The sequence below is a fragment of the Actinomadura formosensis NBRC 14204 genome (assembly GCF_001552155.1).
Lineage (GTDB): Bacteria > Actinomycetota > Actinomycetes > Streptosporangiales > Streptosporangiaceae > Spirillospora > Spirillospora formosensis.
In genome coordinates this window covers 25,333-51,047 of record NZ_BCQQ01000010.1, presented here as the reverse complement: position 1 = coordinate 51,047, position 25,715 = coordinate 25,333, and the positions used below count along the sequence as shown (strand labels likewise).

Annotated in this window: 25 protein-coding genes, 2 tRNA genes and 1 pseudogene; 10 read left to right on the top strand and 18 right to left on the bottom strand. The window is 70.4% G+C overall.

The annotated features are described in order from the left end of the window. Window positions 1–20: 20 nt before the first annotated feature. From AF1_RS04255 to AF1_RS04240, 4 genes are read right to left on the bottom strand one after another with little or no spacing between them, the layout of a single operon-like run. Window positions 21–575, bottom strand: a complete 555-nt coding sequence (locus AF1_RS04255; RefSeq protein WP_067793675.1) for an FcoT family thioesterase — start codon at window positions 573–575, stop codon at window positions 21–23. 57 nt (window positions 576–632) lie between these two features. Then, window positions 633–1,490, bottom strand: coding sequence for a (3R)-3-[(carboxymethyl)amino]fatty acid oxygenase/decarboxylase (gene scoE, locus AF1_RS04250; RefSeq protein ID WP_207394029.1), 858 nt, complete (start codon window positions 1,488–1,490; stop codon window positions 633–635). 32 nt (window positions 1,491–1,522) lie between these two features. Beyond that, window positions 1,523–1,783 (bottom strand): acyl carrier protein, encoded by a 261-nt coding sequence (locus tag AF1_RS04245; RefSeq protein ID WP_067793674.1) that lies wholly within the window; start codon window positions 1,781–1,783, stop codon window positions 1,523–1,525. Between the two features lie 40 nt (window positions 1,784–1,823). Next, window positions 1,824–2,939 (bottom strand): beta-ketoacyl-ACP synthase III, encoded by a 1,116-nt coding sequence (locus AF1_RS04240; RefSeq protein WP_242608783.1) that lies wholly within the window; start codon window positions 2,937–2,939, stop codon window positions 1,824–1,826. A 229-nt stretch (window positions 2,940–3,168) separates the two neighbouring features. Between AF1_RS04240 and AF1_RS04235 the strand changes: the two genes are divergently transcribed. Then, the gene (locus AF1_RS04235; protein WP_067793672.1) at window positions 3,169–3,633 is read left to right on the top strand and encodes a transposase family protein; all 465 of its coding nucleotides are present in this window, start codon (window positions 3,169–3,171) and stop codon (window positions 3,631–3,633) included. A gap of 79 nt (window positions 3,634–3,712) precedes the next feature. Here the strand turns inward: AF1_RS04235 and AF1_RS04230 are convergent, their stop codons facing one another. Next, window positions 3,713–4,588, bottom strand: a complete 876-nt coding sequence (locus AF1_RS04230; RefSeq protein WP_067793671.1) for a hypothetical protein — start codon at window positions 4,586–4,588, stop codon at window positions 3,713–3,715. A 369-nt stretch (window positions 4,589–4,957) separates the two neighbouring features. Between AF1_RS04230 and AF1_RS04225 the strand changes: the two genes are divergently transcribed. The 4 genes from AF1_RS04225 to AF1_RS04210 all read left to right on the top strand — a co-directional run bounded on the left by AF1_RS04225 (window position 4,958) and on the right by AF1_RS04210 (window position 8,530). Beyond that, window positions 4,958–5,545 carry a hypothetical protein gene (locus AF1_RS04225; RefSeq protein WP_067793670.1) on the top strand — a complete coding sequence of 196 codons (588 nt, stop codon included), beginning with the start codon at window positions 4,958–4,960 and terminating at the stop codon, window positions 5,543–5,545. Window positions 5,546–5,623: 78 nt separating this feature from the next. Further along, entirely contained in the window at window positions 5,624–6,697 is a 1,074-nt protein-coding gene (locus tag AF1_RS04220; protein WP_207394028.1) for an ABC transporter substrate-binding protein, read from the top strand. Next, complete coding sequence (locus AF1_RS04215; RefSeq protein ID WP_067793669.1) at window positions 6,690–7,751, top strand: FecCD family ABC transporter permease; 1,062 nt, start codon at window positions 6,690–6,692, stop codon at window positions 7,749–7,751. Before AF1_RS04220 ends, AF1_RS04215 begins: the two co-directional genes overlap by 8 nt. After that, window positions 7,751–8,530, top strand: a complete 780-nt coding sequence (locus AF1_RS04210; protein ID WP_067793668.1) for an ABC transporter ATP-binding protein — start codon at window positions 7,751–7,753, stop codon at window positions 8,528–8,530. The genes AF1_RS04215 and AF1_RS04210 overlap by 1 nt, the downstream gene beginning before the upstream one ends. A gap of 55 nt (window positions 8,531–8,585) precedes the next feature. Here the strand turns inward: AF1_RS04210 and AF1_RS04205 are convergent, their stop codons facing one another. The 3 genes from AF1_RS04205 to AF1_RS04195 all read right to left on the bottom strand — a co-directional run bounded on the left by AF1_RS04205 (window position 8,586) and on the right by AF1_RS04195 (window position 11,213). Next, window positions 8,586–9,146: a sigma-70 family RNA polymerase sigma factor gene (locus tag AF1_RS04205; RefSeq protein ID WP_067793667.1), complete on the bottom strand. Its 561-nt coding sequence runs from the start codon at window positions 9,144–9,146 to the stop codon at window positions 8,586–8,588. A 471-nt stretch (window positions 9,147–9,617) separates the two neighbouring features. Then, window positions 9,618–10,238, bottom strand: a complete 621-nt coding sequence (locus AF1_RS04200) for a hypothetical protein (RefSeq protein WP_067793666.1) — start codon at window positions 10,236–10,238, stop codon at window positions 9,618–9,620. 198 nt (window positions 10,239–10,436) lie between these two features. Continuing rightward, window positions 10,437–11,213 carry a prenyltransferase/squalene oxidase repeat-containing protein gene (locus tag AF1_RS04195; RefSeq protein ID WP_067793665.1) on the bottom strand — a complete coding sequence of 259 codons (777 nt, stop codon included), beginning with the start codon at window positions 11,211–11,213 and terminating at the stop codon, window positions 10,437–10,439. Between the two features lie 27 nt (window positions 11,214–11,240). Between AF1_RS04195 and AF1_RS04190 the strand changes: the two genes are divergently transcribed. After that, window positions 11,241–11,630, top strand: coding sequence for a methyltransferase (locus tag AF1_RS04190; protein ID WP_067793664.1), 390 nt, complete (start codon window positions 11,241–11,243; stop codon window positions 11,628–11,630). A gap of 97 nt (window positions 11,631–11,727) precedes the next feature. Here the strand turns inward: AF1_RS04190 and AF1_RS04185 are convergent. The 5 genes from AF1_RS04185 to AF1_RS04165 form a co-directional block, all read right to left on the bottom strand. Next, window positions 11,728–11,800 (bottom strand) — tRNA-Lys (locus AF1_RS04185). Window positions 11,801–11,883: 83 nt separating this feature from the next. Continuing rightward, a complete protein-coding gene (locus AF1_RS04180) occupies window positions 11,884–12,450 on the bottom strand; it encodes a response regulator transcription factor (RefSeq protein WP_067793663.1) in 567 nt (188 codons plus the stop codon). A 121-nt stretch (window positions 12,451–12,571) separates the two neighbouring features. Continuing rightward, window positions 12,572–12,647, bottom strand: a tRNA-His gene (locus AF1_RS04175). Between the two features lie 54 nt (window positions 12,648–12,701). Then, entirely contained in the window at window positions 12,702–13,298 is a 597-nt protein-coding gene (gene orn, locus AF1_RS04170; protein WP_067793662.1) for an oligoribonuclease, read from the bottom strand. A gap of 52 nt (window positions 13,299–13,350) precedes the next feature. Then, complete coding sequence (locus AF1_RS04165; protein ID WP_067793661.1) at window positions 13,351–14,001, bottom strand: pyridoxamine 5'-phosphate oxidase family protein; 651 nt, start codon at window positions 13,999–14,001, stop codon at window positions 13,351–13,353. A 117-nt stretch (window positions 14,002–14,118) separates the two neighbouring features. On the opposite strand from AF1_RS04165, the gene pdxR reads away from it, so the two are divergent. Then, on the top strand, window positions 14,119–15,438 hold the full coding sequence (pdxR, locus tag AF1_RS04160) for a MocR-like pyridoxine biosynthesis transcription factor PdxR (RefSeq protein ID WP_067793660.1): 1,320 nt from the start codon (window positions 14,119–14,121) through the stop codon (window positions 15,436–15,438). A gap of 5 nt (window positions 15,439–15,443) precedes the next feature. On the opposite strand, the gene AF1_RS04155 is transcribed toward pdxR, so the two are convergent. Then, on the bottom strand, window positions 15,444–16,124 hold the full coding sequence (locus tag AF1_RS04155) for a hypothetical protein (protein ID WP_067793659.1): 681 nt from the start codon (window positions 16,122–16,124) through the stop codon (window positions 15,444–15,446). 438 nt (window positions 16,125–16,562) lie between these two features. Between AF1_RS04155 and AF1_RS37170 the strand changes: the two are divergent. Both AF1_RS37170 and AF1_RS04150 read left to right on the top strand, forming a co-directional pair. After that, window positions 16,563–16,880 (top strand): annotated as a pseudogene (locus AF1_RS37170) (phosphotransferase family protein); the annotation flags it as partial. Next, entirely contained in the window at window positions 16,859–17,443 is a 585-nt protein-coding gene (locus AF1_RS04150; RefSeq protein WP_456151177.1) for a phosphotransferase, read from the top strand. The pseudogene AF1_RS37170 and the gene AF1_RS04150, both read left to right, overlap by 22 nt. A gap of 7 nt (window positions 17,444–17,450) precedes the next feature. On the opposite strand, the gene AF1_RS04145 is transcribed toward AF1_RS04150, so the two are convergent. The 3 genes from AF1_RS04145 to AF1_RS04135 all read right to left on the bottom strand — a co-directional run bounded on the left by AF1_RS04145 (window position 17,451) and on the right by AF1_RS04135 (window position 23,215). Beyond that, complete coding sequence (locus tag AF1_RS04145; protein ID WP_067793658.1) at window positions 17,451–18,926, bottom strand: RNA polymerase sigma factor; 1,476 nt, start codon at window positions 18,924–18,926, stop codon at window positions 17,451–17,453. Window positions 18,927–19,141: 215 nt separating this feature from the next. After that, entirely contained in the window at window positions 19,142–20,662 is a 1,521-nt protein-coding gene (locus AF1_RS04140) for an RNA polymerase sigma factor (protein ID WP_067793657.1), read from the bottom strand. 276 nt (window positions 20,663–20,938) lie between these two features. Then, a complete protein-coding gene (locus AF1_RS04135) occupies window positions 20,939–23,215 on the bottom strand; it encodes a substrate-binding and VWA domain-containing protein (protein ID WP_067793656.1) in 2,277 nt (758 codons plus the stop codon). 204 nt (window positions 23,216–23,419) lie between these two features. Between AF1_RS04135 and AF1_RS04130 the strand changes: the two genes are divergently transcribed. After that, window positions 23,420–24,235, top strand: a complete 816-nt coding sequence (locus AF1_RS04130) for a TrmH family RNA methyltransferase (protein WP_067793655.1) — start codon at window positions 23,420–23,422, stop codon at window positions 24,233–24,235. Window positions 24,236–24,587: 352 nt separating this feature from the next. Here AF1_RS04130 and AF1_RS34105 read toward each other — a convergent pair whose 3' ends face one another. After that, window positions 24,588–25,643, bottom strand: a complete 1,056-nt coding sequence (locus AF1_RS34105) for a hypothetical protein (RefSeq protein WP_131732592.1) — start codon at window positions 25,641–25,643, stop codon at window positions 24,588–24,590. Window positions 25,644–25,715 lie beyond the last annotated feature (72 nt).

The window sequence follows — 25,715 nt, the reverse complement described above, 5'->3', positions numbered from 1 at the left end:
CGGCAGCGCCGGTCCGGGCGTCAGGACTCGATCACCGAGACCTTGACCTGACCCGTGCAGCGGCCGTTGTTCTCATCCCAGTAGTGGAAGGACGTGTCCATGGAGATCAATTTCTCGTCTCCCCCGGCTGCCCGCCCGGGCGGCCGGAATCTTCGGACGCGGCCGAGCGAGAACTCGCCGAAGAAATGCCGCGGATCGATGGGCCGCTGGAAGGCGCTCTGCAGCCGCACGATCAGGACCGCGCCGAGCCGACGCTTCCAGTAGTCCGGCAGTGTCCAGCCGCCGAACTCCGGGACCAGCCCCTCCTTGATGCACTTGGCGATGACGTAGTAGAGCATCTGGTTGTAGCAGATGTTGACCTCTACCGCGTTGAGGTGGCCGGTGTCATCGATATAGCAGGATTCAGGGATCCGCAGCTCCGCGATTGCCGACAGCCGGCCGTCGCGCACCCGGGTGGTGATCGAGGTGACGTATCGGCAATGCGGTTTGTAGCAGCGAAGTGCCTCGGTCAAGATGACGTGATCACAGTCGTGGTCGACGTCTCCGCCGTATATCGAATGGGTCAGTGTCGTCATTCTGTACGCCCCCGCTTCGTCGCGGCTCCAGGTACGGGCCGCGGGGAACCGCCCTGCTCAGTCGTCATAGACGGTCACGCGATGGGAAACGGCGGGTTCCGGGGTGGCGGTGTGCAGCGCACGATGCACGAGACTCTGGTTGTCCCAGATCAGCATGTCTCCCTTGTCGAAGGTCTGCAGATGGATGTTGTCGTGTTCGAAGGTCAGGTCGAGCTGCCCGGTGGCCGCGAAAAGATCCTGAAGCAGCTCGGGGCGCGCCGCGCCATCACCGTTCTCGACGGCATAGGTGAAGCCTTCGCTGACATAGAGCACCCGCTCGCCGGTGAACCGGTGGGTGAGCACCGTCGGATGGGTCGAGGGGGGCGTCTCCTTCTCCACCTCCGCCTCGACCTCCGACAGCGGGCGGTAGACGTCCGAAGGGCGGATCTTGAAGTAGCGCCGCACGCTGTGCCGCGCCCGTGTGCCCTCGACGGCCTTCTGCAGATCGTCGCTCAGGCGTTCGTACGCCTGGGCCATGTTGATGAAGTACGTGCCGCGGTTCTTCGACGGGACGACCTGCGGGTAGATCAGCGTGATGTCGAACGGCCGCGGCATGAACTGGTAGTCGGAGTGCCAGAACTTCCCCGTCTTCGGAACACCGATCTGCTGCCCCTGCTCCTCGATGTTGGAGGAGACGAAGACTTCCCTGACCTCCGGGTGGTGATACATGGGCTGGTAATAGGGCTCGGGACGCCCGAACCGGCGGCCCAGTTCGAGAAACGCCCGGGGGCTCAGATCCTGGCCCTTCAGCAGAAGGATCTTCTCGCGGTAGACGATCTCCTTGAGCCGCGCGATGTCGTCGTCGGACGCGGTGCCGGCGGTGAACCCCCGGACCACCATGCCGAGCTTCTTTCCCTCTTGCGCTTCGATGATCAAGATCGCTCCTTCGGGCGGACGTTTGGAACGGTTCAAGTGGTGGAGGGGCGCTCCGCCGGCAGCTCCGCGAGCGCCAGATCCACCAGCACCTCGACGGTTGAGAGCAGGGCCAGTTCGTCGTCGGGGATCTGGATGCCGAGTTCGTTTTCCACGGTCGTGACGATGTCCATTACCGTCATCGAGTCCACGCCGAGCGCCTCGAAACTCGCCGCCGGCGGGATGGGGGCGGTTATCTCCGGGGCCTCCCGGCGGATCAGCTTGGTCACGATCGAAAGCACATGGTTCTTGTCCACGTCGGTCCCCTCCGGGGTCGGCGCCTGGATGTGACAGGTCTCAGAAGGACGTCGGGCCTTCGGACGGGGGATCGGTCTTCGGCCACGTCAGCGCGCACGATCCCCACGTTGCACCGCCACCGAATGCCGTGAGCAGGACCTTGTCGCCTTCTCGCAGCTGACCGGACGAGACCGCGTGCGCCAGGGCGAGAGGGATCGAGGCGGCGGCGGTGTTGCCCACCTGATCGACGTTGACGCAGACGCGGTCGTCCGGAATCCCCAACTCGCCCGCCACGGCTTGCAGGATGCGGACGTTGGCCTGATGGCCGACGAACAGATCCACGTCATCAGCCGTCCAGCCGGCCCGGCGCAGTGCGGTCCTTGAGGAGCCGGTCATCCGGCGGACCGCGTGCCGGTAGACGGCCCTGCCCTGCATGGAGAACCAGGCATCGTCGTATGCGCTGCTCCGAGCGTCGTCGGCGCCGTGCGCCATGGCGCGCGGCGGGCGCCGGGAGCCGCCCGCCGGCACCATGATGAGGTCGGCGAGAGCACCGTCGCTGCCCAGATCGAATGCGTGTACCGCCCCCGGCTCATCGGGCCCACCGGAGCGCAGCACCACCGCGCCGGCTCCGTCTCCGAAGATCGTGACGGTGTCGCGATCATGGGGATTGAGCAGTGTGGTGAAGGAGTCCGCGCCTATCAGCAGCAGATCGTCGGCCACTCCCGCCGCGATGAGGCCGGCGGCGGTGGCCATGCCGTAGACGAAGCCGGAACAGACGGCGTTGACATCGTATGCGGGCGTGCCGCTCATCCCGAGCCGCTCGGCGACCATGGGAGCGGTTCCCGGGCAGGGGTGATCGGGCGTGGTCGTGGCGAGGACGACCGCGTCCACGGTCCGCACGCCCGCCGCCTTGAGCGCTGCGGCTCCCGCGCGTTCGGCGAGATCGGAGGTGGCCGTTCCCCGGTCCACGACATGCCGCTTGACGATGCCCGTCCGAGTCCGGATCCACTCGTCCGAGGTATCGAAACGGACGGTCAGGTCCGCGTTCGTGACCACGGACGGCGGAATATAGGCGCCCACCCCGCACAACACCGCCGCCCGTTCGCGGCTTCGTTTCCCCGGTTGGAAGGTTCCCGGATCACGCGAATCTTGCTCGATCGCCCCCGCACTGGCCACAAACCCACCCCCGAAACGGGCCCTGGATGAATCGTATTGATTGGCAATGAGATGCCACGAAGGTGATCAAAACAGGAGCAGTAAGACGGTGTCAAGGCACCTCAACGGCTTGTCTCGCAACGAGGAATTGCATGCCGACCGGAATCTGATGGGTGCCTGCTGGGAACGTCCTTCGGCAGGATTCCCGCGGGTCGGGAACTAGGCGTGACCTGCGGCCGACCCTCTTTATATGCATCTGGTCAGCGCAGCGAACCCTCAGGCGATCGAGCTCTTCACCGGATTGTCCGGCGATGAGTTCTCCGAGCTCATGGCCGACTTGGAACACGGCGCCGGCGAGGAGGTCGCCGATGGCCTGCCGGGCCGGCAGTGGTCTCTGCCGCTGGCGGACCGCGTACTGCTGGTCGCCTGCTATTACCGGACGGACGCGACCGTCCGGCGACTTGCCTCGCTGTTCGCCGTGACCCATTCGGCCGCGGCCCGGATCCTGGCCCGGCTGAGCCCGCTGCTGGCGTTGCAGCCGCTCCCTCAGCGGCGTCTGCAGATCGAGAGAGTGCTGATCACGAGCGGGGGGCTGGCGCTCGTCACCGGCGGCGTCTCGGACGGCGAGGGGCGGGACAGCGCGCCTGGGGCGGTCCGCGTGCGCGTGGACGTCGGCACCCGGCTGGTCCTGCGGGTTCCGCTGCCCCAGAGATGACACGCGAGGCTCGGCGTTCCGGGACTGGTCACCGTGTTACGAGACTGGCCGCGGCGTCGTCACCCCGTCACCGCCGCGATCAGTGGTCGTGAGGGGCGTCTTCCCCGGGGAGCGGGCCGTCCGGTGAGCTGGAGGCGGCCTGCTCCGCGGGGATGGTGAACTCCGCGGTGCGGTTCACATCGCGGTGCCGGAACTCCAGGTAGACCCGATAAGCCCCGGGGCTGGGGGGCGCGATGCGAAAGCGGAGGTCCGGGCCCGTGCCGCCCCGGTCCTCGCCGAGCGCCTGTCCGCGCCGCGTGCGCAACAGGGCGAGGTCGCCCGCGCGCAGCACCGCCAGCCCTCCGCGATGGCGCTGCAGGCCGGTGACGGGGCGGCCGTGTTCGGAGATCGAGAACGTGAGCGTCCGCGCCCGTCCGGCGGCCATTGATCCGGTCAACCGGACTTCGTAGCCGGCCACGCGAGCGACCGGTTCGGGTCGCGGCAACGGGTGGGCCCGGGCGGTTCCCGGTGCGAAGACGTCGGTCCCGAGGGTCAGCGGCCGCGCGGCCGCCTCGGGCCTGGCGTGGACGAGGAACCGGTAGGTCCCGGCCTCGGCCAGGGTGAGCTTGGCGGACCACTGCCCTCCGCCGGCGTAGGCCGGATACAGGTGCTGGAAGCCGGTCAGGTCCCGGCGCAGCACGAGGAGGTGGAGCCGCGCCCCGTCCACCGGGCTGTAGCGGGACACCGGCCGGCCGTCCGGTCCGATCATCGCGAACCGGAAATCGGTCCGCTCGCCCGGGGTGATCTCGGACATCGTCCGGGCGAGGGTGTAGCCGTCTTCCGAGATCTGCAGACCCGAGGGGATCGAGGGTGCCGAACCCGCCGGCGCCGGGTCCCCGTCGTAGGTGCCCGCGACCCGGCCGATCGGTCCGACCGTGCGGCCGGTCCAGAAGGACGAGGTGAAGACGGCCGTCAAGACCAGTACGAAAGCGCCGACCTTAATCGCTGCGCTCGGCTTTGCCGCCGAGAACACGCGGATACGTTCACTCATAGGTTCGTCTTCTCAGAAGATATGGGACGGCACCGCCTGGTGCGGGGCTCTCGCTATCTCTTGCCTGGGCCCTGCTCACACGAGAACGAATGATACCCACAGCACTCACACAGATCTCGGCAACCTTGGTATGGCCCGGGTCGGACGCCTGTCCCCGCGGAAACGCACGAATCGCAAGCGCGCGTGCGACGGTATCTTCGATTTCGTCATTCGGAAGGTTGGATCGCGGTCGCGGCGTGATCAACGGCCGGTATCGCCGGAGGGTCTTCGGTGACCACCATTTAGGCTTACCCCGTGATCGGTCCGGATGCGGTGATGCTGCAATGCGCGCGAGGCGGTTTCCTCGCGGCCGCATGCACGGCGCTCGCGCTCGCCGGTCACGCGCTGGGCGGGGGCGGGGCGCCCGCTCACCTGCCACCGCTCTGGGCCGTGGTACTGACAGGCGCCGTCGTGGGCGGCCTGAGCATCGCGTTGGCGAACCGGATGCTCTCGTTCTGGAAGATCCTCATCGTGCTCGGCTGGGCGCAGGCGGCCTTCCATCTCTCCTTCACGATGACGGCCTCCGGCACGGCTCACCACATGGGCGCGGCCCCCGCGCCCGCGGCCGCGCCGAGTCTCGGCCCGGCGATGCTGCTCGCCCACGCGTTGGCGGCGGTCGCGGCGGCCGTGCTCCTGGCGGGTGCCGAGCGGGCCCTGTGGTGGCTGCTCGGCGCGATCTTCGCGATCGCGTTCGGCTGGCCGCTCCTGCGGACCGGTTCGGCCCATCGGCCGCCGTGGGCTCCCGTGGTGGCCGACGCCGTCACGCCCCGGTCGGGCAGCGTGCTGGCCCGCGCCGTACGGCGCCGCGGGCCTCCGGTGGTGCGACCGCACGCCGCCGCCTGATCCCACCGTGAGCCGGTGGGCGGGCCCGGTGTGCCTTCGCGCACTCCTTGACCACCACCGGAAACAGGGAAGTCTCCCATGTTCGATCGCGAGTTCATGCTGCCCACGGTCAGCGCCGCCGTCTTCGCTCTGGCGGCCACAGGGTGCGGCACCACCGCCGCCGGGCCGACACGAGTCGAAGCCGACGCCACGCCCGGCAAGACGTCGTATCCGCTCACCTTGGACAACTGCGGCCAGAAGGTGGCCTTCACCAGGCCCCCGCGGCGGGTGCTCATCCTCAACGGAACCTCGGTCGGTGAGGTCGAAAGCTTCATCATGCTCGGCCTGCAGCGGCACATCCTCGCCAACGCGCAGTCGTACGGGGTGTCCGACGACCCCGCGATGGCGTCGGCCATCAAGGCGCTCCCCACCGGGGGCCTGAAACCGAACCGGAACTTCGAGGTGCCCGCCGAGCAGGTGCTGGCCGCCAAGCCCGACCTGGTGGTCTCGCACTGGTCGGGCGGGTTCGACGCCAGGAAGGGACTGGCCACGCGCGAGCAGTTGGCCGCGGCCGGGATCAATACGCTGGTCAACCCGGTGAACTGCGCCTATGGGAAACCGGAGGCCACGCCCGGGGAGAAGCGCGCCTACGAGAAGAAGTCGATCGAGTCGTCGTTCGAGTTCCTGCGGCTGCTCGGCCGGATCTTCGACGTCCAGCACAGGGCCGCGCAGGTCACCACCGACCTGCGGCGCCGCCTTGACGCGGTGCGGGCGCGCACGGCGGGACGGCCCCCGAAGAGGGTGCTGATCGCCTATCCCGGCATGTCCGCGATGAACGCGAACGGCCTGCCCGCGGTCTGGACCGGGCGGGTCGCCGACCAGGTCGTCCGCGCGGCCGGCGGTGTCAACGCGTTCGAGGGCCGATCCCCGGACGCGGTCAACACGATCAACAAGGAGCAGCTCGCGGCCGCCCAGGTGGACGTGCTGGTGGTGGGCGTGTTCCAGCCGAACGAGGACCCGGCGGCCGCGGCTCGCGGGCTGTTCGCCGGCTACCCGCAATGGCGGGCGTCCAAGACCCGGACCTACGCCACGGTGGCCGAGGGAGTCTTCCTCGGGCCGCTGAACGCCGTCGCCGCCGAGAAGCTCGCCAGGGTGGTGCAGCCGGATGCCTGACCGTCACACCCTGCGAAGGCCCGGCCCGCACATGGTGTCCGGCACGATGACCTGGTTCCTCGTCGCGGGCCTCGTCGTGGCCCTGATCGTGGTCTCGATGGCGGCGATCTCGATCGGTTCGGTGAACCTGCCGGTCGGGTCGGTCTGGAACGTGGTCGGCGCGCGGCTCACCGGCTCCGCTTCCGGCGACCCGCTGCGCGAGCAGGTCGTGTGGGACATCCGTACACCGCGCGTGCTGGTGGCGGCGGTGGTCGGCGCCGGGCTGAGCGTGGCGGGCGTGACCCTCCAGGCGCTGGTGCGCAATCCGCTCGCCGACCCGTACATCCTCGGCATCTCCTCGGGGGCCTCCCTTGGCGCCGTGCTCACCGTGGCGTTCGGAGCGACCGCCTTGGGGGGCCTCGGCGTGACGGGCGCGGCGTTCCTGACGGCGGTGCTGAGCGTGCTGCTGGTGTACGTGCTCGCGCAGCGCGGCGGCCGGCTGCTGGACTCGCGGCTGGTCCTGGCCGGGGTCGCCGTCGGCTATCTGGCCTCGGCCGCCACCAGCTACATCCAGCTCCGGGTGAGTCCGACCGAACTGCACGGGCTGATGTTCTGGCTGATGGGCAGCATCGCGGGCGCCACATGGTCGGACGTGGGCGTCCCGGCCGCCGTCATCGCGGTCTGCACGGCGTTCCTGCTGCTGCAGGGCCGGAACATGAACGCCCTGATGGCCGGCGACGACGCGGCGGCCGGGCTCGGCACCTCGGTGCGGGCACTGCGGATCGCGCTGCTGGTGGTCGGATCGCTGCTCACCGCGACGGCGGTGAGCGTGGTCGGCGGGATCGGGTTCGTCGGGCTGATGGTGCCGCACGCGACGCGGTTCCTCGTCGGCGGCGACCATCGGCGGGTGCTGCCGGTGGCGATGCTGCTCGGGGCGGTGTTCCTGGTCGCCGTGGACATCGCCACCCGCACCGTGGACCGGCCGAACGAGCTGCCGGTGGGCATCTTCACCACCGCCCTCGGCGTGCCGTTCTTCCTGTGGCTGCTGCGGCGGCGTGCGACGGGAGGCTCCTGATGCGGCTGGACATCGCGGGCCTGACGGCCAAGATCGACGCCAAGCCCATCATCTCCGACGTGGACCTGACCGCCGAACCCGGCCAGTTCGTCGGGCTCGTCGGCCCCAACGGGAGCGGTAAGTCGACGCTGCTCCGTACCGTCTACAGGGCACTGCGGCCGTCCACGGGGGTGGTGTCCCTGGACGGGCGGGACCTGTGGCGGATGCCCGCCAAGCAGGCCGCCCGGCACCGTGCCGTCCTGACCCAGCACGGCGACCTGGGCGCCGAGTTCTCGGTCGGCGAGGTCGTGGCGATGGGCCGCGCCCCGCACAAGGGCCTGTTCGACCGCGATGACGCCGCCGACCGCGCCGTCATCGACGAATCCCTCAAACGCGTGGACATGCTCTGGGCGGCCGACCGGCTCTTCTCCACGCTGTCAGGCGGCGAACGCCAGCGTGTCCTGGTGGCCCGCGCGCTCGCCCAGGAAGCGCCGCTTCTGGTGCTGGACGAGCCGACCAACCACCTGGACGTGCGGACGCAGCTCGGGCTGCTCGACCTGATCCGGTCACTTGGCCTGACCCTTCTGGCGGCGCTGCACGACCTGGACCACGCGGTCGCCTACTGTGACCACCTGGTCGTGCTGCAGGCCGGACGGGTCAGGGCCGCGGGCGCGCCGCTGGAGGTGCTCACCCCCGAGTTCGTCGGCGAAGTCTTCGGCGTCCGCGCGCACATCGGTGACCACCCGATCACCGGGCGGCCCCACATCGCCGTGGCCTCATTTGAGTCACCAAGGCCATAGGAGAGCGTCCCGGCGTCATGTCACCCTGACCAGGGATGCGCCCGGGAGACCGCGGTCAGGCCGACCGCTCGGCCGCGCGGATGGTACCGACCAGCTGGGCGCGGGCCCGGGCCACGCGGGAGCGGACCGTTCCGATCGGGCATTGCAGGGCGTCGGCGGTCTCGGCGTAGGACAGCCCCAAGACCTGGGTGAGTACGAAGGGAGCGCGCCGTTCCCACGGAACCTCCGCCAGGAGGGCGGTCAACGCGACGCCCTCCTCCCAGCCGGGAGGCACTCCGGGCTGACGTAGTTCTACGGTCCGCTGCCAGTTGTCGAGGTCGGTGATCGCCGGCCGGCGGGCGGCCGACCGGTGCTGGTCGATGACGACCCGCCGGGCGATGGACAGCAGCCAGGTGCGGGCAGAGGAGCGCCCGGCGAACGCGGGCAGGCTGCGCAGCACGCGCACGAAGGTCTCCTGGGTGAGGTCCTCCGCCCGGTGGGCGCCGTCCAGAAAGGAGATGAAGCGCTGTACGTGGGCGTAGACGGCTCGGGTGAACGCTTCCACGTCCGCGGGCGCCCCTTGGCGCGCGGCCAGGGCGAGCCGGGTGAGCTGCTGGTCGTCGATGACGGACTTCATGCTGTTCGTTCCTTTGCGGGATCGGCACGGCCGGATGCCGGGGCCGGGAAGGAGGCCCCGCGAACCGGCCGGGAACGGCGGGGATCACCGGCGGGACCGCCCGGTGCGCAAGTGGCGTGCGGCCCGCCACTGGCGTCACCTGCGCGCCCGGCTCCATCCGCACCCCGGGCTCGCCTGGACCCTCTGCTGCAGATCTGCGGGTATCGCCCGATCTCATCGGCACGGAAGGACCGCCCCATGAGGGCGCCGCCACGGCGGCGGGCAGGCAAGGGAAATATCAACGGCTCCAGGAAAAGGGACACGGCGGACGGCCGGGTGGCGAGGCCGGCCGGTGGCGTGATGCATCCTCATCGGGGCATCGGAGCGCCCTGACCATCGAAGAGATCGAGATACCGGCCATGATCGAGCGCCGTACAGGTACCCGTGCCTTCACGGGCACGGCGTGCGCGCTCCAAGAGGATCGGGCCGTGGTCAGACCGAGACGAGGGTGCCGGTCACCGCTGGAGGCCCCCGGCGCACCATGACGTGCTGCAGCACCTGGGCGGGAAGAGGGTGGCGCGCCCAGAGGACCGGCCTGGGCCGCGCGGGGCCGTGCGCGGCGGCGGGCCGCAGCCAGACCAGCGATCGCAGCGCCCAGGAGGCCACGCAGGAGACGAAGGCGCACAGCGCCGCTTCACCGCGTTCGAGCCACCATGAGGTGATCAGTACCGCGACCGCATGCATCAGCAACATGCTGAAACCCGGCGAACCATCCGCTTCGGCGGGCATGCCGTGCGCGGCCATCTCACCTGGGAGAGCGCCATGCGCTGCCACGGTGTCCGGGGCTGTGCTCATCCCATGCATGACGCAGCATCGGGACAGCACAAGGTGCAGGACCACCTGGCAAGAAGCGACGGCGGGCAGAATCGTGACGATCGAGTGCTCACGGTGGGTCAGCGCCAGCGCCGGGACGAACATCATGACGAAACAGGCGACCAGAATGAGCGGTTCCACCGTCCCGCCCGCGGCCAGGTGGCCGCCGGCTGCGAGCCCGGTGCAGGTCGTGGCGAACATCGCCGCGCGGACCGGGCGCACCACCGACCACAGCTCCATGACGTGTGGATCCTTCCACAGGCCCGATCAGCGGCGTCACTCCTGCACTGCGGCTGATCGATGTCTTCGTCCATGCGATGTCGACGCAGCGAGTCTATTCGGTGAGCCCAGGCCGCTCCAGTGCGCTCGGGTCGCGTCCCATCCGGTCCCGCTCGGATCCGCCCGCCCCGTCCGCCCCCTGGCGGTGCCTCGTATCGGCTATCGGGTCTGGTAGGCGGCCAAGGCCCGCAGGGCGTAGCCGTTGGCCATGGCGTCGCACCAGTACGTCAGCCCGTTGTAGTAGTAGCCGACCTGGCCGCCGTTCCACAGCCCGTCCTCACGCTGGTGACCGGCCAGCCAGCGTGCGGCCGCCGCGGCCGGTTCGCCGGTGATCCCCGCCGAGACCAGTCCGAGCAGTGCCCAGGCCGTCTCCTCCGCCGACGACGCGGCCCCGTGCCCGTTGCCCCATCCGCCGTCGGGCGACTGGTGATCGAGCAGCCAGCGGGCGCAGCCCAGGGCGACCGGATGGTCGTTCAGCCCCATTTCCCCAAGGGCTTCCAGCACGTGAGCCGTGCCCGCCACGGTGTCACGGAACCAGACGCAGGACAGCGAGCCGTCCGGCCGTTGCCGCCGCCCCAGCCAGCGCACCGCCCGGTCCAGCCGGTGCTCCCGCCCGCCGACGGCGTCCAGGGCCAGCATGGCGTGCGCCGTCAGCGCCGAGCAGGGTGCGTCGAACATGGTCCGGCCGTTGCGGATGAAGCAGCCCCAGGAGCCGTTGCCGTTCCGCATCGCGTGCAGCCAGGACACGCCGTCGCGGAGATGCGGATCGTCCGCGGGGACGCCGAACCGGGCCAGGGTGGCCACGGCCAGCGAGGTGTCGTCGACGTCCGGCCAGGACGAGGGCATCGCCCAGCCCCAGCCGCCCGCGGGGCAGCCCGTCGCGAAGAGCGGCTCCCGGCGCTGCGATGACTTGATCCAGTCGATGGTCGGCCGCAACCGCGGGTCCCCGCCGAATCCGGCGGCGTGCAGGCCCTGGCCGGCGCCGGTGTCGAGGATCGTGCGGAGGTGGTTCCGGGGAGTTTCTTCGACCCGCTCCCGCCGGGAGGCGACGTCTACATGCTCAGCGGCGTCCTCATCGGCTGGAGCGACGACGACGCCACCGCGATCCTGCGCCGCTGTGCCGAGGCGGCGGGGCCGGCCGGCCGTGTCGTCATCGCCGAGCAGCGAGCCCCCGACGGGGCCGCCGCGGCCGACGAGGACCTGCGCATCCTGCTGCTCGTCGGCGGGCGGGCGCGCACCGTGCACCAGTTCGAGAGTGTGATCCACGCCGCCGGAATGCGCATGCTCTCCGCGAGCCGCAACCCGGACGGTGTCTGTCTTCTCGAATGCGCCCCGCACGACGACCCGCAGTGAGCGTCCCCGCATGACGCCGGGTGCGGAGTGATGCGGCGTGTTGCCCGAAAGGCGACAGCGACGGCCCCGAAGGATACCGTCGCTGCTGGTTGTGGGGTGCGCCGTCAGGGACTTGAACCCCGAACCCGCGGATTAAGAGTCCGCTGCTCTGCCAATTGAGCTAACGGCGCCTGTCTGTGGGGCACCCGGCCGGGGCCGGGGTCCCTTGCGACAGGAAGAACAGTATCAGGACCTGCGGAGCAGTGCGAATCGGTTAGTCCCGGACGGGGAGGACACTCACCATGCCGCGCCAGAGGGCGATGGCGGTGGCGCGGGAGCTGACGCCGAGCTTGGCGTAGATGCGGTTGACGTGGTTCTTCACCGTCTTCTCGCTGAGGAAGAGCTGGCGGGCGATCTCGCCGTTGGAGCGGCCGGTGGCGATGAGGTCCATGACCTCCGATTCGCGGGCGGACAGGCCGAGCGTGGTGCGGGACGCGTCGCGGACGCGGCGGATGAGTTCGGGGACGGTGAAGGAGCCCGGGGCGAGGTGGCCGCAGGCGCCGGCGCGCAGGGCGGTCTCGGCGGCGGCCGGGTCGTCGGAGAGGAGGAAGACGCGGGACGTGCCGCTGAGGGGGCGCGTGTGGCCGGCGGAGGCGGCGTCCAGCAGGACGATGTCGGGGCGCAGGCGCTCGGCCAGCGTGACGGCGGCCGCGGGGTCGGGGGTGTCGGCGACGACCTGGAGTTCGTCGCTGGCGTCCAGCAGGGAGATCACGTCCGCGCGGACGCGGGGATCATCGTCCACCACGAGGACGCGCAGCGGGGCCCTCTCGTCGACACTCATCCGTTGCCCTTGGCGTGTCGTTGACATTTATAGGAACGGAGCATAACCGGCCGATCTCCGAGAGTCGATGGACCGCGCCGCACATGACGAAGGCCCCGGCCGAGTGACCGGGGCCTTGCACTGGGGTGAGTGAGGGGACTTGAACCCCCGACATCTTGGACCACAACCAAGTGCTCTGCCAGCTGAGCTACACCCACCACGGCCGGAATCGCTCCCGGCTCCCAGTAGTGTAGCGGCTCCGAGCGGGTGGGTCAGCCGGAGGACACTTTGGCGGCGATGGCGCGGGCCGTGTCGGAGTCGGGTCCGGGCTGCGCCACGAAGACGGCGGCGCGGTAGTAGCGCAGTTCCTGGATGCTCTCGGTGATGTCGGCGAGGGCGCGGTGGCCGCCCTTCTTCTCCGGGCTGGCGAAGTAGACGCGCGGGTACCAGCGGCGGGCCAGCTCTTTGATGGACGAGACGTCCACCATGCGGTAGTGGAGGTGGTCGTCGAGTGCGGGCATGTCGCGGGCGAGGAACGACCGGTCGGTGGCGATGGAGTTGCCGCAGAGGGGCGCCTTCTTGGCGTCCTTCACGTGGCTCCGGACGTAGGTCAGGACGATGTCCTCGGCCTCGGCGAGGGTGATGCCGCCGGGCAGGGCCTCCAGGAGGCCGGACGTGGTGTGCATGTCCCGGACGACCTTGGACATCTGGGTCACCGTCTCGGGCGGCGGTTTGATGATGACGTCGACGCCCTCGTCGAGGATGTTGAGCTCGCTGTCGGTGACCAGTGCGGCTATCTCGATGAGCGCGTCGTTGCGCAGGTCGAGTCCTGTCATCTCGCAGTCGATCCAGACCAGCCGCTCGTTCATGGCTTCACCCTACGACCATGAACGACTGTGCGGGGCATGGAGTCCGTTCGATTTAGGAGGTCACGCGATGGGCGATATGTCCCGGGACGGGGATGCCGGGGCGCAGCAGCGGATCGGGGGACGGGGGGCCGAACGTCTGCTGGACGGGGAGGACGCCTGCCCAGACGTCCAGGGCGTAGTCGGAGTCCTCGTCGCTGGGCGGACCCTGGCGGATCTTGACGGACGCCTCGGACAGGGGGATCGCCAGTACGGCCACTGCGGCGAGTTCCTTGCGGGTGGGTTCACGGGCCACGTCCCACTGGCCGGGGGCCAGTTGCTCGGTGATGACGCGGAGTCCGGTCAGCTTCGCGTCGGGGTCGGTCACTGCCTGGGGCGTCCCGTAGATGACCGCACTGCGGTAGTTGATGGAGTGGTGGTACACGGAGCGGGCTAGGACGATCCCGTCCAGGTGGGTCACGGTCACGCAGACCTCTTGGGACGGCCCTGCCAGGAGGCTGCTCGCACCGGTCGAGCCGTGGATGTAGAGGGTGTCGTCCAAGCGGCCGTAGCCGGTGGGGATGACGCGTGGTGTGCCGTCCAGGATGAGGCCGAGGTGGCAGATCATGCCGGCGTCGAGGATCTCGTACAGGACGGAACGGTCGGTGCTGGAGCGTTCGGCGTGCCGGCCCAGGCGCGTGCGGGTGGTCGAAGAGAGTGGGGTCATGTCCGTTTACGCTAGGAGGAAAGTGGCCTGGTCGGTATGGCCACTTGGCGCGTATAGCCGGAGACCACTTTGCCGATCGAGCTTCCTCTCGTCGTTGACCGTGATGCCAAGGAGCCGATGAGCGCCCAGCTCGTGGGCCAGTTGCGGGAGGCGATGGGGGAGGGGCGACTCGCCGCGGGCGAACGGCTTCCGTCCAGCAGGGCGCTGGCGGGTCTGCTGGGCGTCAGCCGGACGGTGGTGACGGAGGCTTACGAGCAGCTCTATGCGGAGGGCTGGCTGGAAGGACGGCACGGGTCCGGCACGTACGTAACCGAAGGTGTGGCCGCTGCACCTACGCCGAGACCGCAGAAGACGAAGACGAGACCGGCGCGAAGGGCGGCGGCCCCACATGAGATCGATCTGAGGCCGGGGCTCGCCTGGATCGGGGCCTTGGACACGCCCGCGTGGCGGAGGGCCTGGCGGCTGGCGGCGGGAATGCCTCCTCAGCAGCGCCAAGATCCTCATGGTCTCCCGGGCCTGAGAGAGGCGCTCGCCGACTACATCAGACGTAGCCGCGGCGTGAGTTGCCCTGCGGACGGCCTCCTCATCACGCGCGGGGCGACGAACGGGCTTGATCTGCTGGCCGCGACCGTGCTTCGCCCAGGTGACCGCGTAGGGTTGGAGGAACCCGGCTACGGAAGGGCACGCGCCGTTCTGAAGGGACGTGGTGCGGAGCTTGTGCCGTGCCCTGTCGACGAGCACGGCCTCATCGTCGACGGTCTTCCCGACGATCTCCGCATCGTCTACGCGACGCCGTCGCACCAGTACCCGATGGGCGGCGTCCTGCCCGTTCCGCGCCGGCAGGCCCTGCTGGCGTGGGCGAGGCGCACCGGGACGCTCATCGCCGAGGACGACTACGACGGCGAGTTCCGGTTCGATGTCGCCCCGCTGCCTGCCCTGTACGGCCTCGACCCGGAGGTCGTCGTTTATCTCGGCACGACGGCGAAGATCCTCACCATGGACATGGGCGTCGGCTGGCTGGTGGGCCGGCCCGGCCTGGTCGGCGAGGTCGCGCTGCGCCGGGAGGAGCTGAACGACCGCACGGCCGCCGTCCCGCAGGACGCGCTGCGGCTCCTCCTGGAACGAGGCGATCTCGACCGGTATGTCCGCCGGATGCGCGCCGAGTACGCCCGCCGCCGCGCCGTGGTGGTGCGGGCGCTGGACGGGCTCGCGCTGCGCGGCGAGACGGCCGGCCTCCATCTCGTGGTCGAGGTCCCGGCGTCCGACGCCCGGCGGATCTCGGCGGAGGCCGCCGAACGGGGCGTGCTCGTGGAGACCCTGGAACGCCACCATATGGGGCAGAACCGTGCGTCCGGCCTGGTGATCGGCTACGGCTCGGCCGCGACCCCCGCCCAGCTGCGCAGGGGCTGCGAGATCGTGCGGAGCCTCGGCGCCTGACGCGCTCAGCGCGACATGGCGGACTGGCCGACCGTCACGGGCTCGGAGGCGGGCCGCAACGGCACGGGCGTCGGGTCGTGCGGCGACCGGACGTCGTCGGGCGTGCGCGGGCGCGGCGGCAGCAGCCGGGCCCCGCCGGGAGCGTTCGGCGCGCGCGGCTTCGGGATGGGGGCGACGGGGGTGTCGGGCCCGGTGATGCGCCGGATGTCGATGCCGCCCGGGTCGGGGCGGTCGAGCGTCGGCACCTGGGAGGCACCGTAGTGCCCGCCGCGCGCCCAGTCCCTGCGCACGCGGAGCGCGTGGTAGGACTGCGGCGACGGCAGCGGGGGGCCGGCGGGCCAGCGGCGTGCGACGTCCCACGCGTCCAGCCACTGGACGATCGCGTCGACGCCGCTGAGCAGGGAGCCGGTGAACGGCGTCCGGGCCTGGCCGATCACCATGATCTGCGCGCAGACGCGGCCCTCCCGGCCGACGCGGCCGAGCAGCCGGGCCGCGCGGGTGATCGGGACGAGCTGGACGATCTCGCCGGTGCCGGGATGCCACACCAGGTGCGCCGGCCGGTCCTCCTTGACGAGGTCGGCGGCGACGGAGCGTGCGGAGACGGTACGCGGATCGTGTTCTCCGGTACACCAGACGGCGCGGGGAGCACCTCCTTGCAACGCTCCGCCGTCCTGTCGCGCCGGCATGCGGCCGGCTCCCGGCAGCCATGCGTCTGCCACGGTGTGTCCCCCCAAATCGGGCGATCTAGTCCCGAATGGTCTAGTCCTATTCTCTTAGCCCAGCGAGACTCATAAGTCCAGCCTGCCGTCTCACGGGCCGGGATGACGGCTGCCGACACCGGACAGGTTGAGCCCCGCCCTGCGGAAGGTGTCGCCGCAGACGCATACCCGTGGTGTACGAGGATTCCACCTTGTGTCACCTTTTTCCTCTGGAAGTTTCGGCGAATCGGGCGCCCAGGTCCGGACGTCGCGATGTTCACGCAGGTCAATCGCGTCCCTGGAGACAGGGTGAAGCCTTCCTGAAAGTCGGCCGGAAGTGGCCGGGGGGAGCGTGCGCACCGGCCGGGACCGCAGGTGCACGTGCGGGGTTCACAGCCGGACCGAGCGGCGTTCTAATAGGACGTCATGACCGCTGACGCAGAACTCCCGGCCGGGGTCCCCGGTATCGACGTCCCCCGCCTCGCGGCCTGGCTGGCCCGGGAACTGCCCGGTACGGGACGGATCACCGCGGTCGACCTGATCGCGGGCGGACGTTCGAACCTGACGTACGGGATCACCCTGGACGGCGGCCGCCGCATCGTGCTCCGCAGGCCGCCGCTCGGGCACGTCCTCCCGACGGCGCACGACATGGGGCGCGAGTACCGGGTGCTGTCCGCGCTCGGCGGCGGGACGGCCGTGCCGGTGCCGGCGACGCTGGCGTTCTGCGACGACGAGGACGTCATCGGCGCCCGCTTCCACCTCATGGACTTCGTCGAGGGCCGCGTCCTGCGCACCCGCGAGGACGCCGCGGACATCACGCCCGAGCGGGCACGCGGCTCGCCGAACGGCTGCCGGCGGACTCCCCGGCCCGGCTCGTCCACGGCGACTTCCGGCTCGACAACGCGCTCGCCCGGCTGGAGCCGCGTCCCGAGATCGCGGCCGTCGTCGACTGGGAGATGTCGACCCTGGGCGACCCACTGTCCGATCTCGGGCTGACGCTCGTCTACTGGGCCGAGGCCACCGACGCCGAGGAACTGCCGGTCGGCGCGACGATCACCTCGGCGCCGGGCTTCTTCACCCGCCGCGAGTTCGCCGACCGGTACGCGGCGCTGAGCGGCTTCGACCTCGCCGGCCTCGACTTCTATGTCGCGTTCGCGTGTTTCAAGCTCGCGGTCATCCTGGAGGGCATCCACGCCCGCTTCCTGCAGAACGCGACGGTCGGCGAGGGGTTCGACCAGATCGGCGGCGCCGTTCCCCTCCTGCTGGACCGTGCCCACCGGACCCTGGACGCGGGCGCCTTCTCCTAGCGGCCCGTCAGCACCTGTAGGACACCGTCACGGATCCGCCGGGCGAGACCGTCACGGAACCGCTCTGGCGGCCGAGGCAGAAGCCGGACGAACGCGACACTGACACGCCGCCCGTCTCCCCGGCGTCGAGATGACCGGCGCCTCCCGCCCGGACGGGCCCGGACGTGCCGGTCACCCGCCAGTTCACCGGGCCTCCGACCGCGGTGAACCTGACCGTGCAGGAGTCCTCGTCGTCCATGTCGCACCCCGTCACCCGCAGGGTGCCCGGCTTCGAGGGCTTCGGCGCCCGCGTCGTCGGTGAGGCCGGGGGGCTGGTCGACGGCGTCTTGGACGGGGACTTCGACGGCGACGGGGACTTCGACGGCGTCTTCGACTCGGTCGGGGACGGGGACGTGACCGTGGGGGACGGGTCGGTCGGTGTCTCCTCGGGCACGCGCGAGTCCTCGGGCGAGCCGCTGTCCCCGGGTGTCCGCGGACCGGTCGCCGCGGCGTTCGACCCGTTGTTGCCGCTGTTCAGCCAGGACATCGCGCCGCCGAACAGCACCAGGAGCCCGACGCCCACGGCGGCGGCCGCGAGCAGCGGCGCGCGCCGCCGGGGCGCCCGGTCGCGGGCGCGCGGGGCGGTCGGCTCGTAGGGGAGCGGCCAGCCGTACTCGTCGAACGGCTCGATCCACGCGGCGATCGCGCGGCGGTTGCCGGCGCGGTCCTCGGCGGTCGCGGCGGTCAGCACGTCCAGCCGCAGGTCGGTGGGGATCGCCGCGATCGGCAGCACGGTCAGCAGCCGGTCCGGCGGCAGCGGCGGCGTCTCCTGCCGCTCGCACACCGGGCAACTCGCCACATGCCGGACGAGCGACGCGGCCGTCTGCGGAGACAGCGGCCACGACTCGGCCAGCGACGCGACGGTGGGGCAGTCCTTCCAGTGGTTCTGCGCGATGATGGCGGCGCGCAGCGCGGTGGCGAGGTCCGCGCGGGCCTTCTCGACGAGCGCGAGCGTCTCCTCCAGCGGGATCCCGAAGACGCCGCACAGGTCGACCTCGTCCAGCTCATGCCGGGCGGACAGGTCGATCGCCTCGCGCTGCCGGCCGTTCAGCGCGGCGACCGCGCTGTAGGCGAGCAGCCGGCGCTCCTCGCGGCGGGCCAGCTGCTCGGGCGTCAGGTCGTCGTCGGCCTCCGGCGCCTCCTGGCCGGTGTGCCGGTTCGGGCTGTCGCGGCGCCGCATGCACTCCTTGCGCGCGATCGCGTACAGCCAGCCACGCAGCCGGTCCGGCTCGGTGAGCCGTTCCACGTGCTCGCGGGCGGCGATGATGACGTTGCGCAGCGCGCCGGTCGCCTCGACCCGGTCGCGGAGCAGGCCGTGACAGTAGTCGTAGAGGAACGGCGCGTAGGTGTCGTAGACCTCGGTCAGGGCGATGACGTCCCCGGCTCGCAGCGCCTCCGCCAGCCTGAGGTCGTCGTTCCGCCCGGCCCCTGGCTCACCGGCCACGGGAACCCTCCCAGTCGAATTCGGTGGTGTTGTCGATCATGCCCCTGGTGAGCCCCGACGCCTGTCGGCCGACTCTGGTTGCCTGATCTTGCCACCAAGTTTCTGGAATTTCTCCCTGATGGGCGGGTTTCCGTGATGGATCCGGTACGCGGCGTGTCTGTCTCTCCTAGTCGGACGGCACTCGCCCGCTCAAAAGTGATCTAGGCCACACTTGATCACCAGTTGTTGCCGTTGCCGTTCCCGTTGCCCGACTCACAGTCGAACGTAACGGTGCCCGCCTTACCGCCCGGAGAGAAATACACCGTCCCGGAGCCGCCCGGTGTGCACGGCCCAGTGAGTTCGACCAGGACGCGCGTGGAGCCGCCGCTCGGAAGGGTGCCGCTCCCACCGGCCCTGACGTTGGCCGAGTACCCCGTAACCGCCCAGGTCACAGGTCCGCCGCTCGCGGTCACGCTCATGGGGCATTTGTCTCCCGTCCGGGACACCGTGCAAGTTCCCACCGACAGGGTCCCCGCCGAAGGCCTCTTCGTGGTCCGGGTCGGGCGCGGCTCGGGCGGGCGGGACGACGGTGTGCGCGACACCGTCGGCGTCGGGGTCGGGGAGGTCGTCGTGGGTGTGGGCGTGGGGGTGGCGCTCTTCGTGGGCGTCGGCGTATCCGACGGTTCCTCGGACTCGGGCGGCGAGGACGGGTCGAGCACCGTCGCCGACGTCCTGTCGGTCGGCCCCTGCGCGCTCGCCCCTCTACTGGGCGAGCCCGACATCACATAAAAGGCCCCCGCCACGACCACGATGACCGCGGCGGCGGCGGCCAGCGCCGGCCAGAGCGCGCGCGGAGTGCGCCGTTCGGAAGGCTCCTGGGCGGGTGTCCGGTCGGCGGTGTAGGGCCAGCCCCACTCGTCCAGAGGCCCGGCACGGTTCGCGATGTGGGCCATGTCCGCGGCCAGCGCGGCATCGGTGGCGGTGGCCATGACGTGCCCGCGCAGGTCGGTCGGCATCATCGCGACCGGCAGCACCTGCAGCAGCCGTGCCGCCGACACCGACCGGTCGCGCAGCGCCCCGCATGCCGGGCAGGACTCGATGTGCTGGACGAGGTCGCGCACGACCTGCGGCGGCAGCGGCCACTCCCCGCCGCCGGCGATCGCGGTGACGGCGGGGCAGGAGTCCTGCCCCGCGCGGGCGATGTAGGCGGCGGCGAGCGCGTCGTCGAGGCGGGCGTGGGCCGCCTCGGTCAGATCCGCGGCCTCCTGCGCGCCGAGGCCGAGGACGCCGCCGATTTCGAGGACGTCCAGGCCGTGCCGCAGCATGAGGTCGAGCGACTCGCGCTCGCGGCCGCGCAGCCCCGACAGGGCGCCGTGCACGAGCCGGCGGGCGTCCTCCCGCCGGGCGCGTTCGGCCTCGTCCAGGAAGCCGTCCTCGACCTCGGGCGCCTCGTGCCGCGTCGGGGGACGGTCCGGGTCGCGCAGCCGCCGCATGCACTCGTTACGGACGAGCGCGTACACCCAACCGCGGAAACGCTCGGGTTCGCGCAGGACGGGCACGTGCGCGTAGGCGGCGATGAGCGCGTCGTGCAGCGCGCCGGCCGCCTGTTCCTGGTCGCGCAGCAGCGCGTGACAGTAGTCGTACAGGCGCGCCGCGTAGCGGTCCATGACCTGGATGAGCGCGCTGGGATCGCCTGCGGCCAGCGACCGTGCCAGGCGTTCGTCGTCCGCGCGATCGAGAGTGGGCCAACCGGACACAAGGTCCTCCCGCGGGCTGTGTTCGGATTCCGCGTCCGCATCATCAGGGACGGGCTGGAAGATCCAAGAAAAGGGAGCGACAAGACTTTCCCGCCGCCGCACCGGCGGCCACTTCCCCGTGACGAGCCGGGTGGGAAAGTAGGTCGGAGGCCCGACGGCCCCGCTCCCCGTCGGGCCTCCACTAGATTGACGATCGACTCCCGTGCCGGGTTCACAGCGACCGGCAGGAAAAATTCAGAAACTACCTGACGCATCCGTAAGATCACCGGAGAGTGATCATTGGATCCGGCGGGACAGCATCTTCAGGAAGATCCTGGAGATCTCCTGCCGGGTCTGCGCGACCTGGACGTTGCCGTTCGTCGCCGCGGCGATCTGCTCCAGCTCGCCCCGGTCCACGCCCTTGCCGAACCCGATCATGTTGACCTGGATCGGCTTGTTCGGGTCCTGCATGGCCTTCAGCTGCTTCAGCGTCTCCGCCAGCGTGGGACCGCCGTCGTCGTCGTTCTTGCCGTCCGTCAGCAGCAGGATCGAGTTGCCGAACTCCGGCTTGTAGGTCTTGTTCATCTCCTTGTACGCGGCCAGCATCGTCCGGTACAGGCCGGTGTCGCCGGTCGCCTTCGGCCGCATCTGGTTGAGCGCCGACAGGACGAGGCCGCGCCGGGTGTTGGACCCGATCCGCTCACCGAGCGAGCCGATCGGCACCGCCACCTTGTACGGCAGGTCGCCGTTCATGTTCGTGGAGAACAGCCACAGGCCGAGTTCGGTGTCGTTCGACATCATGCTGAGGCCGCCCTGCGACACCTGCGCGATGGCCTGCAGCCGGTCGACGTTCGGGCCGACCTTCTCCGCCATCGAGCCGGACACGTCGACCAGCGTCACCATGCGCAGCCCGAGCGACAGCTTCGCCCACGCCTGCATGACCTTCGCTACGTCCTCGCGCTTCGGCGCGGGCAACTGCCGCGGCCTGGCCGGGCTGACCCCGGCCGCCTGGGTGAAGCCGGTCGGCGCCTTGCCGTCCGGGGTGCGGAAGCCCAGCTCGTGGACGTCCTTGCGGGTGGCCTCGGTGGTCATCGCCTGCTCCAGCAGGCGGGCGCCCTTCTGCTTGCCGGAATCCTTGCTGGTGACGGCGAACGGGTAGTCCATCGACAGCGTGCCCTCGATCGGGTACAGCGCCACCGCCGGCTCGTCCGGCTTCGTCCTGTTGTACTGGAAGAGCGACTGCTCGGACGACAGCGAGATCGGCTTCTTGCCGCCGCCCTCCTTGCGGAACGCCGCGAACTCCGCCTCCACCGTGGGGACGGTGCTCTCCCGGACCGTCCGGACGATGCCGGTGAAGATCGAGTCGCGGTTGGGGTCGTTCGCCAGCAGCGTGCTCGTGACCATGAGCGAGCCCATGCCCGCCGCGTTCCTCATCGGGTCGGGCACGACCAGCCGCACCGAACCGGCCGGGATCATCTGGTTCTTGGTCACCGCGCCGCCCGCGACACCGCCGGCGGCCTTCAGCAGGTTGTCCCAGGACGGGCTGGCGGTGATGCCCTGCTGCTTCAACTGCATCGCAAGCGACCGCGGCAGCCCGATGACGATCGGGCTCGTCGCGACGGAGGTCTTGGTGGAGACGACGCCGCCCTGGTCGGCGCCCTTCTCGGCGTTCGACTGGGCCAGCGAGATCCACATGGACGAGTCGGGGATCCACACGTCCGGGCGCTCGTTCGTCACGGCCTGCCCGGACAGCAGGGTCGTCACCGCCGACGACTCGGTCTTCTTCACCGTCGCCTTGACGCACTTGCCGTCGACCTTGTGCTTGGTGTCGTTGAAGCGTCCGGCGGCCTTCTCCACGGCCGGCGCGATGTCGGGCGCCGCCGCGACGGACAGGTTCATCGCGTCGTCGCCGGAGCAGCCGCCGCCGCTCTCGGCGAACGCGTAGACGCCGACGCCGAGCAGCACCGCGAGACCCACCGCCCCGGCCATCGGCCCGATCAGCGCGGTCGCGCTGCGCTTGCGCCTGCGGCGCCCGTACTCGTAGCCGCCCGAACCGCCCCCGCCATAGCCGCCCGAACCGCCCCCGCCATAGCCGCCGGAACGCCCCGGACCACCGGGACCGCCGCCGTAACCGCCGGAGCCGCCCGAACCACCGCCGAAGGCACCGGGCGGGCCGCCGTCCGAACTCCGGATCGAGTCGTACTCGCTGTACCCGGTGCCGGCGAGCGGCGAGGATTCGGGCGGGGGGCCCTGCGGGGACGCGGAGCGCGGTTCACCCTGGGGGTGTCCACCGGACCGTCCGAGCCCGTAGCCGCCCGCATCGGAGGTGCCGCCGGAACCGTAGACCGGCTCCTCGGACGACTGGCGCGGCGTGAACCACTCCGGCGCCTCACCCGGCGCGCCGGGCGGCGCGCCCTGCGGCCCGGCCGGGGGCTGGGAGAGCGGCCCGCTCTGGCCGTCCCGCGGTCCGAACCAGTCGGACGACCCATCGTTGGCCGGGCCGAAGACGGGTCTGGACGGGTCGTAGCCGCCGTCCATCCCCTCGGGGAAGTCATTGCGATGACGTCCGCTCATGCCCTGCCCTCGATTCACCCGAAACCCGCCGATGCTCCCCGGCACTGTAGTAGTACGAACCAGAGGTTACAAAGAGATCAAAAGTGATAATGACGCAGGTCATCACCGTATGGCCTGACGATCCTGGCATTACTCTCAGCTCTCACATCCTGCGATCAAGCTGGTACGAACCGTCCGGTGGCCCGGCGGCGGCAGACTGGGGGCATGGCCGATCTGATCCCCGTCTCCGACCCCGCCGACCCGCGGATCGCCGACTATGTACGGCTCCGCGACGTGAACCTCCGCAAGAGCCTGGAGGCCGAGCACGGCCTGTTCGTCGCGGAGGGCGAGAAGGTGATCCGCCGCGCGATCGGTGCCGGCCACCCCGTCCGGTCCCTGCTGATGGCGCGCCGCTGGGCCGCCCCTCTCGCGGACGTCCTGGACGGCCTGGACGCCCCCGTCTACGTCGCGGACGACGCCACCATGGAGTCGATCACCGGCTTCCAGGTGCACCGCGGCGCCCTGGCGTCCCTCGAACGCCTCCCGCTGCCCCCGCTGAGCACCGTCCTCACCACCGCCCGCAGCCTCATCATCTGCGAGGACATCGTCGACCACACCAACATCGGCGCGATCTTCCGCTGCGCGGCGGCCCTCGGCGTCGACGCCGCAGTCCTCGCCCCCCGCTGCGCCGATCCCCTCTACCGCCGCGCGGTCAAGGTCTCCATGGGCGCCGTCTTCGCCCTCCCGTACGCCCGCATGACCGACTGGCACAACGACCTGGCCCTGATCCGCGCCGCCGGGTTCCAACTCCTCGCCCTGACTCCGTCCCCGGACGCGGAACCCATCGACGAGGTGAAAACGGCCGATCGCCGGGCGCTGCTCCTGGGCGCCGAGGGGGACGGTCTTTCGTCCCGCTGGCTGAACGAGGCCGATCACCGCGTCCGCATTCCCATGAAAGAAACGGCCCTGGCCCGCGGCGTCGATTCCCTCAATGTCGTGGCCGCCGCCGCAATAGCCTGCTACACCCTCACCAAAGATTGATCAACTGAGAGCATTTTTGAAAAGCGGATAATACGCACTCGCTCCGTTCTCCGCCCGGCCGGCCGGGCGCATCCACCAGTCATTTCGCCCTGATGGAGGGGTGGGTGACCAGCACCGGGAACACCCGTGTCCGCGCCCGCGGCTTGACTCTCCTGGACCGCCCCCGAAGACCCGCAAGGCGATTTGCGTGGCCCCGGCCTTTCCTGTCCACCCGAGAAATTGGTCTGGCTGGATTGGCATTGCTTGACAACGGTGAAGAGACCATCGTCGTGGGCCGGTCGTCATTCCTGTGTGTACCCGGGACTCCCGTGACGGATGGGCCAGGTAACGGTGCGAACGTGACGCGGTGCGGTTACTTGCCGAACATGCCGCGGCGGGGGCGGCGGTGGGTTCCCCGCACGCGTTTCGCGGCGGCGGCCGGCGTGTGCCGCCGCCCGAGCCGCAGTTGGGTGAGCAGGAGCGAGAACGCGACCAGCAGGGCGGCGAGCCAGGCGATCTGCGTGCTCGCCATCCGCTCGAACGTGAGGTCCTGCGCGACGGGCGCCTTGTTGCCCTGCAACCGGCTCTGCGGTGTCCCCGACCCGGGCACCGGGCTCGGTGCGACCGACGGGCTGGGCGCCTGGATCTGCGGCAACGCCACCTCGGGGGGCTTGGCGTCGAATGAGGAGTTCGGTGTCGGCGGAACGTATCCGCTCGTGCTGGTCCCCGTCCCGGTGGACGACGACCCGCCACTGGACGACGACCCGCCACTGGACGAGGACCCGCCGCCGCCACCCGAGCCCCCGTGGGACGTCCCGGACGACGACGTGTGACTGGGTGACGGCTTGGCCGGCTTCTTGGTCGGCGTCGGCTTCTTCGTCGGTGAGGCGGTGGGCGACTTGGTCGGGGTCGGGGTCGGGGACTGCTCCGGCACGACGTAGGTGACGGTGGCGGTCGGAGTCGAGTCCTTCAGCCCGGTCGCACTCACGATCACGGTGACCGTCACCGTCACCGTTTTCTTCGTGGACTTGGGGACGGACACCGTCGACTCGACGTTCGCGGACTCGCCGCTCTTGAGCTTCTCGATGGTGCAGTCGGAGGCCTGGAACGGAGAGAGGCACCTGCTCTCGACCGTCGCGTCCGCCGACTGCGGGGTCGCCACGATGCGCTCGACCTTGATGCCGGAGACTCTGCCGTCCACGGCCTCGATGTGCGTCCGCAACGTCACCCTGTCACCGGGGCCCGCCTCGGAAGCATGCGGGCTGATGCTCACCGCGAGCCTGCCCGTGGTGGCCGGCCGGGAGGCGGACGGTGAGGCCGAGCCTGAGGGGGACGGGGGTGCGGCTATGGCTGATGTGCCGCCGGCGGCGAGGACGGCCGCCGCACCGAGACCGATGAACACCGGTTTGACCGCCGATCGGCAGAGCACTGCCGTAGCACCTCCGTCGCCTCGCCGTTGAGCGCCTGTGCCAGATATTCACTACTGAGGGATCGCCTCGGG

Coding starts and splice junctions, on each gene's coding strand:
- orn (WP_067793662.1), bottom strand. CDS start 13,298: ATGAACGAGCGGCTGGTCTGGATCGACTGCGAGATGACAGGACTCGAC.
- AF1_RS04180 (WP_067793663.1), bottom strand. CDS start 12,450: ATGAGTGTCGACGAGAGGGCCCCGCTGCGCGTCCTCGTGGTGGACGAT.
- AF1_RS04255 (WP_067793675.1), bottom strand. CDS start 575: ATGACGACACTGACCCATTCGATATACGGCGGAGACGTCGACCACGAC.
- AF1_RS04220 (WP_207394028.1), top strand. CDS start 5,624: ATGTTCGATCGCGAGTTCATGCTGCCCACGGTCAGCGCCGCCGTCTTC.
- AF1_RS04155 (WP_067793659.1), bottom strand. CDS start 16,124: ATGCCGGCGCGACAGGACGGCGGAGCGTTGCAAGGAGGTGCTCCCCGC.
- AF1_RS04165 (WP_067793661.1), bottom strand. CDS start 14,001: ATGACCCCACTCTCTTCGACCACCCGCACGCGCCTGGGCCGGCACGCC.
- AF1_RS04200 (WP_067793666.1), bottom strand. CDS start 10,238: ATGGAGCTGTGGTCGGTGGTGCGCCCGGTCCGCGCGGCGATGTTCGCC.
- AF1_RS04215 (WP_067793669.1), top strand. CDS start 6,690: ATGCCTGACCGTCACACCCTGCGAAGGCCCGGCCCGCACATGGTGTCC.
- AF1_RS04135 (WP_067793656.1), bottom strand. CDS start 23,215: ATGAGCGGACGTCATCGCAATGACTTCCCCGAGGGGATGGACGGCGGC.
- AF1_RS04205 (WP_067793667.1), bottom strand. CDS start 9,146: ATGAAGTCCGTCATCGACGACCAGCAGCTCACCCGGCTCGCCCTGGCC.
- AF1_RS04210 (WP_067793668.1), top strand. CDS start 7,751: ATGCGGCTGGACATCGCGGGCCTGACGGCCAAGATCGACGCCAAGCCC.
- AF1_RS04130 (WP_067793655.1), top strand. CDS start 23,420: ATGGCCGATCTGATCCCCGTCTCCGACCCCGCCGACCCGCGGATCGCC.
- pdxR (WP_067793660.1), top strand. CDS start 14,119: ATGAGCGCCCAGCTCGTGGGCCAGTTGCGGGAGGCGATGGGGGAGGGG.
- AF1_RS04235 (WP_067793672.1), top strand. CDS start 3,169: ATGCATCTGGTCAGCGCAGCGAACCCTCAGGCGATCGAGCTCTTCACC.